Origin of the sequence: Enterobacter hormaechei ATCC 49162 (assembly GCF_001875655.1) — a bacterium.
GTDB lineage: Bacteria > Pseudomonadota > Gammaproteobacteria > Enterobacterales > Enterobacteriaceae > Enterobacter > Enterobacter hormaechei.
Genome location: NZ_MKEQ01000001.1, coordinates 3,662,796 through 3,674,937, shown reverse-complemented (window position 1 = coordinate 3,674,937; position 12,142 = coordinate 3,662,796). Strand labels below are relative to the sequence as shown.

The 12,142-nt window shown below is 41.7% G+C and carries 11 protein-coding genes; 1 reads left to right on the top strand and 10 read right to left on the bottom strand.

Translation table 11 applies throughout. The annotated features are described in order from the left end of the window. Window positions 1-23: 23 nt before the first annotated feature. Window positions 24-1,004 (bottom strand): LPS O-antigen chain length determinant protein WzzB, encoded by a 981-nt coding sequence (gene wzzB, locus BH712_RS18105; RefSeq protein WP_006811216.1) that lies wholly within the window; start codon window positions 1,002-1,004, stop codon window positions 24-26. Between the two features lie 194 nt (window positions 1,005-1,198). On the opposite strand from wzzB, the gene BH712_RS18100 reads away from it, so the two are divergent. Further along, a complete protein-coding gene (locus BH712_RS18100; RefSeq protein WP_032673945.1) occupies window positions 1,199-2,203 on the top strand; it encodes an NAD-dependent epimerase in 1,005 nt (334 codons plus the stop codon). Between the two features lie 49 nt (window positions 2,204-2,252). Here the strand turns inward: BH712_RS18100 and ugd are convergent, their stop codons facing one another. From ugd to BH712_RS18055, 9 genes are all read right to left on the bottom strand, one after another. After that, the gene (gene ugd / locus BH712_RS18095; RefSeq protein WP_032673946.1) at window positions 2,253-3,419 is read right to left on the bottom strand and encodes a UDP-glucose 6-dehydrogenase; all 1,167 of its coding nucleotides are present in this window, start codon (window positions 3,417-3,419) and stop codon (window positions 2,253-2,255) included. Window positions 3,420-3,658: 239 nt separating this feature from the next. Next, a complete protein-coding gene (gene rfbA / locus BH712_RS18090; RefSeq protein WP_006811219.1) occupies window positions 3,659-4,540 on the bottom strand; it encodes a glucose-1-phosphate thymidylyltransferase RfbA in 882 nt (293 codons plus the stop codon). Beyond that, entirely contained in the window at window positions 4,541-5,626 is a 1,086-nt protein-coding gene (rfbB, locus tag BH712_RS18085; RefSeq protein WP_006811220.1) for a dTDP-glucose 4,6-dehydratase, read from the bottom strand. Window positions 5,627-5,715: 89 nt separating this feature from the next. Then, on the bottom strand, window positions 5,716-7,122 hold the full coding sequence (gene gndA, locus BH712_RS18080; protein ID WP_006811221.1) for an NADP-dependent phosphogluconate dehydrogenase: 1,407 nt from the start codon (window positions 7,120-7,122) through the stop codon (window positions 5,716-5,718). 93 nt (window positions 7,123-7,215) lie between these two features. Beyond that, on the bottom strand, window positions 7,216-8,229 hold the full coding sequence (gene galE / locus BH712_RS18075) for a UDP-glucose 4-epimerase GalE (RefSeq protein WP_006811222.1): 1,014 nt from the start codon (window positions 8,227-8,229) through the stop codon (window positions 7,216-7,218). 20 nt (window positions 8,230-8,249) lie between these two features. After that, window positions 8,250-9,410, bottom strand: a complete 1,161-nt coding sequence (locus tag BH712_RS18070) for a glycosyltransferase family 4 protein (protein WP_039274096.1) — start codon at window positions 9,408-9,410, stop codon at window positions 8,250-8,252. Continuing rightward, a complete protein-coding gene (locus tag BH712_RS18065; RefSeq protein ID WP_039274098.1) occupies window positions 9,410-10,549 on the bottom strand; it encodes a glycosyltransferase family 4 protein in 1,140 nt (379 codons plus the stop codon). The genes BH712_RS18070 and BH712_RS18065 overlap by 1 nt, the downstream gene beginning before the upstream one ends. Continuing rightward, window positions 10,546-11,088, bottom strand: a complete 543-nt coding sequence (locus tag BH712_RS18060) for an acyltransferase (RefSeq protein WP_006811226.1) — start codon at window positions 11,086-11,088, stop codon at window positions 10,546-10,548. Before BH712_RS18060 ends, BH712_RS18065 begins: the two co-directional genes overlap by 4 nt. Then, window positions 11,078-12,139 (bottom strand): glycosyltransferase, encoded by a 1,062-nt coding sequence (locus tag BH712_RS18055; RefSeq protein ID WP_006811227.1) that lies wholly within the window; start codon window positions 12,137-12,139, stop codon window positions 11,078-11,080. Before BH712_RS18055 ends, BH712_RS18060 begins: the two co-directional genes overlap by 11 nt. Window positions 12,140-12,142: the final 3 nt, after the last annotated feature.

Genomic DNA, 12,142 nt, shown 5'->3' with positions numbered 1-12,142 from the left:
CCCGGTCTTTTTTTATGTGTACATCAGGCTCTTGGTTTGTAGTTTCTCAGCGCGTTACGGCCAAGGACGACAGCAGAACCGATGATCCCGCCGAGGAGAACGGCAAGGATGAGGGTGATGGCTTTCTTAGGGCTGTCACGATAAATAGGCAAATTCGGTTTCATGACGTAACGATAGACGTGAATAGTGTCTGGAATAATGTTGAGATTCTGAATATCCAGTAAATTCTTTTTGGTCTGATAGTAAGAGCCAGGGAAGATCAGCGGACGGGATGCTTCGTTATCGACCATTGATTTGAGCGCTACGGTACCCAGTAGGAACATGGTTTCCTGAGTAACATCCTGAGTTTGCTGAAGCTGCGGTGTGCTAATTTTCGCGGCTTCCGCGTCCTTAAGCGCTTCAGAAATCTGCTTAATACGCAGATCCTTTTGCTCCTGAGCCACTTTTTCCTGGTTCTGAAGGGAGTCGTTCAGGGTTGTGATCTGCTGCTTGAGGTTGTCTCTGAGGTCAAGCGTCAGTTCTTTAGCCGTTTGTTCGTCAACCTGTTGGATGTACTGAGCTAATTGCTTTTGCGCTGCTTCAGCCGAATCGCTCTGATAGCTTACGGTTAAAGGTAAAGACTGCCCTTTGACCGTTGGTTCGATGATTAGTTTCTCTGGTGCATCCTGATTCTCAAGAGCCTGCGCTAAGGCTGAGAAAGAAGTGTTAAAACGTCCAATAGCACGATTCTGTATGTCCATCATTGAAGGTGCAGCACCGCCATAGAGGATATTCAATGCATTGGAATATGTGGCAATTTGAGCCGCATCAGGTTGGGCTATGATGGCAGATGACGTCCATTTCTCTTTGGCCACAGTGATGTAAACGCCAGCAAGAACGATAAGAGCAGCAACAAATGCTCCAATCACCCATTTACCACGCCACAGCTGTAGCATTAAATCCAGTAAATCAATTTGCTCCGGGTCATTACTGCGTGTGACCAGGTTATTGTTGTTTTGCGTCATACAATCCCTAACAGATGAAAAAGGGCAAACATAATCTTGTTTCCATAGTGTATCTGTTGCTGCGGAATTTTCTATAAGAATCCGATGAGTTATATCGGAAAGATGGGTTATGTATGTCGAGCCCAACGCGTTATCATAGATGGACTTTGATGCCCACTGGCATCAACAAGAACACAGATTATATGAGGGAAGTTATGAAATTTCTGGTAACGGGCGCGGCGGGCTTTATCGGTTCTCATGTCAGCAAGCGCCTGCTTGATGCAGGGCATGAAGTTGTTGGGATTGATAACCTGAATGATTACTATGACCCTAACCTCAAGCTCGCTCGCCTCGAACTGCTCAAATCCGAGAGTTTCGCCTTCCACAAGCTGGACTTAGCGGACCGCGAGGGCATGGCAAATCTCTTCGCTGAGGAGAAATTTGACCGCGTGATCCATCTTGCCGCACAGGCGGGCGTTCGTTACTCACTGGAAAACCCCCATGCCTACGCAGATGCTAACCTGGTAGGTCACCTGAACGTGCTGGAAGGCTGTCGCCACAACAAGGTTCAGCATCTTCTGTATGCGTCATCCAGTTCCGTTTACGGCCTTAACCGTAAGATGCCGTTTTCTACTGACGACTCCGTAGACCATCCGGTATCCCTGTATGCGGCAACCAAAAAAGCCAATGAGCTGATGTCGCATACCTATTCGCATCTGTATAATCTGCCGACCACTGGCCTGCGCTTCTTTACCGTGTATGGCCCGTGGGGACGCCCGGACATGGCGCTGTTTAAATTCACCAAAGCCATGATTGAAGGCAACAGCATCGACGTATACAACTACGGCAAGATGAAGCGCGACTTCACCTATATTGATGATATTGCGGAAGCGATTATTCGCTTGCAGGACGTTATTCCTCAGGCCGATGCCGACTGGACAGTCGAAACCGGTTCGCCAGCAACCAGCTCTGCCCCGTATCGCGTGTACAATATCGGTAACAGTTCACCTGTCGAACTGATGGATTACATCACCGCGCTTGAAGAGGCGCTGGGCAAAGAAGCGGTGAAAAATATGATGCCGATCCAGCCAGGTGACGTACTGGAGACCAGTGCAGACACCAAAGCGCTGTACGACGTCATTGGGTTTACACCACAAACCTCAGTCAAAGAGGGCGTGAAAAACTTCGTCGACTGGTACCGCAACTTCTATAATGTTTAAAAACAAAAAACCCGGCAAAGTGCCGGGTTTTTTTATATCACGATTTTAATCAATCGCTGCCGAACAAATCGCGGGTGTAAACTTTATCTTTCACGTCCGCCAGCTCTTCCGCCATACGGTTGGAGATAATTACATCCGCTTCTTTCTTGAATGCATCCAGATCGCGAATGACGCGAGAGTGGAAGAACTCGTCTTCTTGCATGGCCGGTTCATAAATAATGACCTGCACGCCCTTCGCCTTAATACGCTTCATGATCCCCTGAATGGAAGAAGCGCGGAAGTTATCGGAACCGCTCTTCATGATCAGACGATACACGCCCACTACTTTCGGCTGACGCGCAAGAATGGAGTCAGATATGAAGTCTTTACGCGTACGGTTAGCATCCACAATCGCGGAAATCAGGTTATTCGGCACTGCCTGATAGTTAGCCAGCAGCTGCTTGGTATCTTTTGGCAGGCAGTAGCCACCGTAACCGAAGGACGGGTTGTTGTAATGGTTGCCGATACGCGGGTCAAGACACACGCCCTCGATGATCTGACGGGTGTTCAGCCCCAGGCTCTCGGCATAGCTGTCCAGCTCGTTGAAGTAAGCCACACGCATCGCCAGATAGGTATTGGCGAAAAGCTTAATGGCCTCAGCTTCTGTGGAATCTGTGAACAGCACCGGCACGTCTTTTTTGATTGCGCCTTCCTGAAGCAACGCAGCAAAACGCTCTGCACGCTCGGAACGCTCGCCAATCACGATACGGGATGGGTGCAGGTTATCGTATAACGCCCTGCCCTCGCGGAGAAATTCCGGCGAGAAGAAGACATTATCAATACCCAACTCTTCTTTAATCGATTTGGTGAAGCCCACTGGAATCGTCGATTTGATGATCATCACCGCGTTAGGGTTGATTGCCGTAACGTCTTTGATCACCGCTTCAACGGTAGAGGTATTGAAGTAGTTGGTTTTAGGATCGTAGTCGGTTGGCGTGGCGATGATGACGAAATCCGCATCGCGGTAGGCATCTTCTTTGTCCGTGGTGGCGCGGAAGTTCAGCGGTTTGGTCGCGAGGTATTCTTCAATCTCTTTATCGACGATCGGGGACTTCTTCTGGTTAAGCATGTCCACTTTTGCCTGCACGATATCCAGCGCAACCACTTCATGGTTTTGTGCAATCAGAATACCGTTTGAGAGACCAACATAGCCTGTTCCGGAGATAGTTATTTTCATTTGTTTGACTTCTACACGTTTGAGTTTTTGATAGCCATATAACGGCCACCACAATGATTAACTAGGAGTTTTTTAGCGCTAATACTCATTCACTGTCAAGGTTTCAGGATTTTTGAAAAATGTTTTTGCTCACCAAAACGGCTTATCATTACACTAAGCAAAGCAGCTGTTTTACAGCAACAATAAGACGTTAAAGGGCACTCGACAGTAAGCAGGGGGAAACTGCTTACTGCGTCAAATCAGACTAATCCCTTGGTCAGATTCAGCAGATATTGACCATATCCGGTCTTCTTCAGTGGCTCAGCGAGTATCCGAAGTTGTTCAGCATCGATAAAGCCTCGACGGAATGCGATCTCTTCAGGGCAAGATACCTTGAGACCCTGTCGCTCTTCGATAGTGGCAATAAAATTGCTCGCCTCGATCATACTTTGATGCGTTCCGGTATCCAGCCAGGCGTAACCGCGTCTCATCATCGCGACGGACAACCGTCCCTGCTGCATATAGATGCGGTTGATGTCGGTAATTTCCAGTTCACCGCGCTCGGACGGCGATAAACTTTTGGCCATCTCAATCACATCGTTGTCGTAAAAATAGAGACCGGTTATTGCGTAATTACTCTTGGGCTGTTGAGGTTTCTCTTCAAGGCCAATCGCGGTGCCGTCTTTATCAAACTCAACGACGCCATAGCGTTCCGGGTCGCTGACGTGATAGGCGAAAACCGTCGCCCCCTCTTGCTGGCTTGCTGCGCCTTCAAGCAGTCTGGGGAGATCGTGTCCGTAGAAAATATTATCGCCTAATACCAACGCACAATTATCCTCACCGATAAACTCTTCACCCAGAATAAAAGCTTGTGCCAGTCCATCAGGACTTGGTTGCACTTTGTACTGAATATGCAACCCCCACTGGTTACCGTTTCCGAGAAGTTGTTCAAAACGGGGAGTGTCCTGGGGCGTGCTGATAATCAGAATATCCCGTATACCTGCCAGCATAAGCGTAGAGAGCGGATAATAGATCATTGGCTTATCGTAAATTGGCAACAATTGCTTACTTACGGCCATAGTCACGGGATAAAGACGTGTACCCGATCCGCCAGCTAATATAATCCCTTTACGTTTCGTCATTTACTTACGCTCCCCATAATTCTGCTCAATCCAGCTCTTATAGGCGCCGCTTTTCACATTGGATACCCACTCCTGGTTATTCAAATACCATTTAACCGTTTTACGGATGCCGCTTTCAAAGGTTTCCAGAGGAGTCCATCCGAGCTCGTCGCTAATTTTATGAGCATCAATTGCATAACGTCTGTCGTGACCTGGTCGGTCCGCGACATAAGTAATTTGTGCGCGATAGGATGTTTCTTTCGGTACCATGTCATCGAGCAGATCACAAATTGTCTGAACGACTTCAATATTTTTCTTCTCGTTATGGCCGCCAATATTATAGGTTTCTCCCGGCTTACCCGTGGTCAGAACCGTATACAGTGCACGAGCATGGTCTTCAACGTATAACCAGTCACGAATTTGATCGCCCTTACCGTAGATCGGCAATGGTTTATTATCCAGCGCATTAAGGATAACAAGAGGGATCAGCTTTTCAGGAAAGTGGTATGGGCCATAATTATTCGAACAATTTGTCACAATCCCAGGTAAACCATAGGTGCGTATCCAGGCTCGAACTAAATGATCGCTGGACGCTTTTGACGCTGAGTAAGGGCTGCTTGGCTGGTACGCTGTTTTCTCGGTAAACAGCGGTAACGGGGTGGAGTCATAATGTTCATCGGGATGAGGCAGATCGCCGTAAACCTCATCAGTTGAAATGTGATGGAAACGGAAGGCGGATTTTGCTGCCTCGTCCAGTGAAGACCAGTAAGCACGACTTGTTTCTAACAGAATATACGTGCCAACAATATTGGTTTCAATAAACGCAGCGGGACCGGTAATAGAACGATCAACATGGCTCTCGGCAGCCAGGTGCATTATCGCATCAGGCTGATGGGTAGCAAAAATACGCGCCATTGCCTCTTTATCACATATATCGGCATACTCAAAAACATAGCGTTCGCTATCGCTTACTTCACGCAAGGATTCCAGATTACCGGCATAGGTCAATTTATCAACGTTAACAACGCTATCCCGAGTATTGCTAATAATATGTCGGATAACCGCGGAACCGATAAAACCGGCACCGCCAGTAACTAGAATTTTCACGTAATCTATTCCATTAAATAGTAGGTGGAACGGGCAAGATAAAAAAGCCCGGTATCTCTACCGGGCTTGATGGCATGGCTAACCGTATATTAATCCAGCCATTCGGTGTGGAACACACCTTCTTTATCCGTACGCTTGTAGGTATGCGCACCGAAGTAGTCACGCTGTGCCTGAATCAGGTTCGCTGGCAGAACGGCAGCGCGATAGCTGTCATAGTACGCCACCGCAGCGGAGAAGGTCGGAACCGGGATACCATTCTGCACGGCGTACGCAACCACATCACGCAGCGCCTGCTGATATTCGTCAGCAATTTGTTTGAAGTAAGGTGCCAGCAGAAGGTTTGCGATACCCGCATTCTCAGCATAGGCATCGGTGATTTTTTGCAGGAACTGAGCGCGAATGATACAGCCGGCACGGAAGATCTTCGCAATCTCACCGTAGTTCAGATCCCAGTTGTTCTCGTCAGATGCCGCACGCAGCTGAGAGAAGCCCTGCGCGTAAGAGACGATTTTACCCAGATACAGCGCGCGACGGACTTTTTCTACGAACTCCGCTTTATCACCAGCGGGTTTAGCCTGCGGGCCAGACAGCACTTTAGATGCCGCTACGCGCTGCTCTTTCAGAGAAGAGATATAACGTGCAAATACGGATTCGGTGATCAGAGACAGCGGTTCACCCAGGTCCAGAGAGCTCTGGCTGGTCCATTTACCGGTACCTTTGTTCGCCGCTTCGTCAAGAATCACATCGACCAGGTATTTACCCTCTTCATCTTTCTTGGTGAAGATATCTTTGGTGATGTCGATCAGATAGCTGTTCAGTTCGCCTTTGTTCCACTCGGTGAAGGTCTCTGCGAGTTCTTCGTTGGAGAGGTTCAGGCCACCTTTCAGCAGAGAGTAGGCTTCAGCAATCAGCTGCATGTCGCCATATTCAATGCCGTTGTGAACCATTTTCACGTAATGACCAGCGCCATCAGGACCGATATAGGTCACGCACGGCTCGCCGTCTTCAGCTACGGCTGCGATTTTGGTCAGGATGGGCGCGACCAGTTCGTACGCTTCTTTCTGACCGCCAGGCATGATAGATGGACCTTTCAGGGCGCCCTCTTCACCGCCGGATACGCCAGTACCAATGAAGTTGAAGCCTTCAGCAGACAGCTCACGGTTACGACGAATGGTGTCGTGGAAGAAGGTATTACCGCCATCAATAATGATGTCGCCTTTATCCAGATACGGTTTCAGTGAATCGATAGCAGCGTCGGTACCTGCGCCCGCTTTCACCATTAACAGGATACGACGAGGTGTTTCCAGAGACTCAACGAACTCTTTAACCGTATAGAAAGGAACCAGTTTTTTGCCTGGATTCTCAGCGATGACTTCTTCGGTCTTATCACGGGAGCGGTTGAAAACGGAGACGGTATAACCACGGCTTTCGATGTTGAGCGCCAGGTTGCGCCCCATCACTGCCATACCGACAACGCCGATCTGTTGCTTGGACATGCTTTACTCCTATGAAATTTGATTGTCATTAAGAATCACTGTAAATGCTTAAGATGATAACACATCAATAAATAACATGTTAAATAACTATTTTTATTTCATACCGTTAGGGTTTTTAACTTGAAAATTCCATGCATCCTGCAACATATCGTCTAATGTTTTACAAGCTCGCCATCCCAGCTCTTGTTCAGCAAGGGCAGGGGAAGACCAGCATTCAGCAATATCCCCTTCACGTCGTTCTGTTATTAGGTATGGAATTGATATACGATTAATTTTCTCGAAAGTGTGTATTAGTTCGAGTACTGAATACCCCCTTCCTGTACCTAAATTATATACTTGATACTTATTTTGTTTTTTTATTCTTTTTAATGCAGCTATATGCCCTAAAGCAAGATCTTGAACATGAATGTAATCGCGCACACCAGTGCCATCTTTAGTATCATAGTCATCCCCAAAAATACATAGCTGCTCTCGTCTACCGATAGCTACCTGTGTAATGTATGGGAGGATATTGTTAGGAATGTCATGTGGATCTTCTCCAATTAATCCACTAGGGTGAGCACCTACTGGATTGAAATATCTCAAAGAAGTAATATTCCATTCTGAATTGGAACGACATAAATCTTCTAAAATATGTTCAACCATTAATTTAGTATACCCATAGGGGTTTTGGACTTCACCTGTAGGCGAGGACTCAGTCAATGGTAACGATTTAGGATTCCCATAAACAGTTGCTGATGAACTAAATATAAGATCCCTAACCCCAAAACAATCCATAACCTTAACTAAATTTAAAGTACCAGTTATATTATTAAGATAATACTTGATAGGCTCACCAACTGACTCACCTACTGATTTTAAAGCGCCTAAATGGATCACCTGATCAATTTTATATTTAGAAAAAAAAGATTGTAATTCATCAAATGATAATAAATCCCCCTTGTAAAGGAAAGGTTTTTTACCAGTGATTTGATATATTTTTTCTACAACAATATCTTTTGAATTAGAAAGATTATCAAATAAAAAAACATTATAATCTTCGTGGATTAACTCTACTGCGATATGGCTACCAATATATCCAGCACCACCAGTAAGTAAAATGTTCATATGTCGCCTTTTATAATATTCTATTGATTGAGTAAACTTTCATATAAAGATTCCATTTCTTTAATTCTTGAATGAATACAGTGTTTCTTTTTAACTATATCCATTGCATTATGACTAATTCTCTTTCTTTCGTCCGCTGATGACAATAATATAATTTTAGTTAGCAAGCTATCCACAGAATCATTCTGAAACAGGATACCATTGATGTTATCTTTGATTAAAGATTTGTTACCAGCTATGTCTGAAGCGATACAAGGCAAACCCGAAGCTTGCGCCTCTAGTATCGCCAATGGCATACCTTCCCATTTTGAAGGTAAGATAAATACATCGCTTAAAGAAAGAATTTCAGCAATATCATTTCGCCACCCCAATAAAATAATTCTTCCAGCGCTTATCTCTTTAGCCGCTAATTTCTCAATTTGACTCCTAAGATCACCATCCCCTACAAATATAAAAATATCATTTGATACAGAATTACTACGTAAATACTTTTGTGCAGCTTGAACTAACAAGAGTGGATTTTTTTGATCCCATAATCGACCAACCATTGTAAATATAAGTGAAGCATTCTGGAGGTTAAAATCCGACCTTAAAAATTTTTTTTGTATTTCTTCTACGGGATGGTATTTATCCAAATCGACACCATTAGGCAATATACAAATTTTTTCCCTAGGAACTTTAAGAATATTTATACATTTATTTTTATCTTCGTCATGTAAACAAATAATTCTGTCACTAAAAAAAGCACTCACATATTCTACAAATTTATAAACGTAAGATATTGCTTTATTATTTGTACTTTCGAAGGAAAATCCATGCACTGTATGTATTACAATTGGTACACCAGCTAATTTTGCTGCAATACGGCCCAGTACGCCAGTCTTAGCGGAATGTGTGTGGACAATGTCTGCCTTAATCTGTTTAAATAATGAAAATAAATTAATAAAAGATTTAAAATCGTCGAACGGTGATATATTTCTTACAAGCGAGGACACATAAAAACATTTCACTCCAACTTTCTCTGACTCTTTAGTTAAATCACCTGGTTCTTTGCAAATAAGTATCTTCTCATATCGTTCACTATTCAATAATAGGAACTCTTGAAGAGATACCCGTTGTACTCCACTTAATAATGGAAGCAATTGTACATGCACAATCTTAATTTTTTTTCCAACTTTCATCAAGCTTTACCTAAAAGTGAATTAATGATTTTTAAAAAATCATCGACATACTTATCATTATCGAATCGCTTATTAATAAAAGCATTGCGAGCGAGCTTTAAATTTTTATTTTTAGTATATAGAGAAATTTTATTCACTGTAAAATCATCAAACTCATCTAGCCTTGTGTAAATAAAACCTAAATCATCCATTAATATAATATCTTTTATTCCATCTACCGGTCTCGTTATAACATACAATCCTGCCTGCAACGCTTCTATAACTGAACGTGGCAATCCTTCCCTCAATGAAGAAAAAATGAATACGTCATATCGTTCTAATTCACTAATAACATTATTACTATATCCTTTGATCTTAACTTTATATTTTAGTAACAAATCATCTGAAATTTTCTTTTCTAATTTTTTATAATAATCGTAATCTTCAGGTTCGTAAGAACCGATAATATCTAATGTACATTTAAAATTAATTTTTTCATCAAGTCGTTTAAAGACATCTAAAACCTCGATTTGGTTTTTACGTGCATTAATTGAACCAACAGTTACAAACTTAACTTCGTTTAAGTTGGTTTCTTGGAACTTAAGGTCATGATTTGGAAAACCAGTAAGAAGCTTCTCGGTTTTAGTTCTTTTAGATAAATGTGTAGCCTCTTGTAAATCAGAAGATATAAATATAACAATAGAAAAGAAGTGCGATAGTATATAAACAATTTTTTTTTGTTCTTCACGTATGCGTATATACCATATCATCTTTTTTTGATAAATTATTATCAATGGCAATAGTAAAATACAAGTTCGAATATCATTAATACATATTATATCATATTTTTTTACTTTCAGTATGTACTTAAAAAGTATTTTACACCATGTAAGTAATAATACACAAAGATACCATAATTTCTTTAAAATGGTATTATTAACCGAAACAGAACGTAGTAAATAGTGGTTTAAATTAAAGCAGAATATATTAAACCCTTTATCACCTGCCTCTTTAAGAAGGTCGCCTTGCGCAACTGACGCAATAACAACTTCTAAATTGCGCTCTTTAAGCTTTGCCGCTAAATTGAGCATGCTTTTCTGCGCGCCATAAAGGGAATTATGATAACTATCTATGAAGAGTATTTTTTTTTCTTTGATCATAATAATTTTATTTGCTTATATTCGGAAATTTGTTTTTGAATTAATATATTATCGCTTGGGATACTTTTAGTCACAATTGAACCAGCGCTAACGATGCAATTATCCCCAATCGTCACACCTCGAAGAATCAGCACATTGCTACCAATCCATACATTATGTCCAATACTTACAGGGGAACAAATGAATGAGTCTCTTTTTTCGATGTTTCCTTTACGATAGTCATGATCATGATCATAAATTTTAACATCCTCCCCTATTAAGACGTTATCCCCAATTGATACACTTTGCTGGCAATTAATTGTAACGTTATTATTGAAAAAAACTGACTTTCCGATTTTTATCTTACCACCTTTACAATTAATACACATACCTCTGCGAGCACGAAAAAGATCCTCTACAATCACTTCTCCTTCATTCTCAATCGTTATTACTCCAAAAAAATGTGATTTTAAAGGATTAATATACAATCTCTTGTATAAAGATTTATAAATAGCTGTATTTAAGATTTGTCTAAACTTACGGAAAGCTTTAATTAACATATTTTATCCCATATAACTTTTTAAAATATCGCATGTCATTTTCCAGTGAGAATTTCATGTTATCAATTTCGTAATTGTTAACATTATACTCTTTGTATTTAATTATAGCCATTTTCCAAACATGAACATCAAGTTTGATAAAATGTGCTAAACCGATGTTACATTCCTCTGTTACATCTTTTGATACCAAACATGGGATACGACATTTTTGAGCTTCAACAACACTTAGTGGTAATCCTTCCCATAAAGAGGGCAATATAAATAAATCAGCATTTAGTAAAATCTCGTAACTTGGATCTTCAACAAATCCGGGGAAATTTATATTATTTATATTACGCCGAACGGCTTCGCTATGTATTTTTTCTAACCCGGCACCTAAGCAATAGAACTGAATATCATTAGTTTCTAACAAACTTTCGGCCAGAGCCAAGATAAACGGATAATTCTTAGCCTCTGAATCACGCCCTATATGATAAATTTTATAACTTGATCTGTTTTGCTTATCTTGCTCTTCTTGAGGGATAAGTTTTTTCGGTTCTGGTACACCACAGTGATGAATAAAGTAATCCCCGTCAAATAGTGAATCTCCGGCTTCTTTTGATACGGCAATTCTGTAATCGCTGAAATTCCCAATAAAAAACTTCATTATTTCTATATAGCATTTCCGCAACTTACTAATCTTGAAATCAATTTTTCTTCTATCTGAGTGTGAATGCACTATTGTTAGATTTTTGGAAAATAATTTAGCAAGCACTAAATAAATACCTGAGGAATAACCTGGATGGAAGTGTATAACCTCTGGCTCTATGCGTCTGATTATTTTTATAAAACTGGAAATTCTTCCTGTAATAGAGTTTGAGCTTGTAAAGAATATTTTACCTATTGGTAATTTTATTTGTGGGACTATTTTATTACGAGAAGCATCTAATGAATATATATAAAAATCGATTTCGTCTTCATTATTTAACTCATAATTGATCATATTGCAAACCCATTTCTCTATACCACCTACGTCTAACGTCCCAACAATGTGAAGTACTTTGCGCTTCATAAC

What these genes read in the sequence shown, in the direction of transcription:
- gndA (WP_006811221.1), bottom strand. Translation starts at nt 7,122, where the DNA reads ATGTCCAAGCAACAGATCGGCGTTGTCGGTATGGCAGTGATGGGGCGC.
- BH712_RS18060 (WP_006811226.1), bottom strand. Translation starts at nt 11,088, where the DNA reads ATGTTAATTAAAGCTTTCCGTAAGTTTAGACAAATCTTAAATACAGCT.
- wzzB (WP_006811216.1), bottom strand. Translation starts at nt 1,004, where the DNA reads ATGACGCAAAACAACAATAACCTGGTCACACGCAGTAATGACCCGGAG.
- BH712_RS18070 (WP_039274096.1), bottom strand. Translation starts at nt 9,410, where the DNA reads ATGAAAGTTGGAAAAAAAATTAAGATTGTGCATGTACAATTGCTTCCA.
- BH712_RS18055 (WP_006811227.1), bottom strand. Translation starts at nt 12,139, where the DNA reads ATGAAGCGCAAAGTACTTCACATTGTTGGGACGTTAGACGTAGGTGGT.
- rfbA (WP_006811219.1), bottom strand. Translation starts at nt 4,540, where the DNA reads ATGACGAAACGTAAAGGGATTATATTAGCTGGCGGATCGGGTACACGT.
- BH712_RS18100 (WP_032673945.1), top strand. Translation starts at nt 1,199, where the DNA reads ATGAAATTTCTGGTAACGGGCGCGGCGGGCTTTATCGGTTCTCATGTC.
- BH712_RS18065 (WP_039274098.1), bottom strand. Translation starts at nt 10,549, where the DNA reads ATGATCAAAGAAAAAAAAATACTCTTCATAGATAGTTATCATAATTCC.
- galE (WP_006811222.1), bottom strand. Translation starts at nt 8,229, where the DNA reads ATGAACATTTTACTTACTGGTGGTGCTGGATATATTGGTAGCCATATC.
- ugd (WP_032673946.1), bottom strand. Translation starts at nt 3,419, where the DNA reads ATGAAAATAACTATCTCCGGAACAGGCTATGTTGGTCTCTCAAACGGT.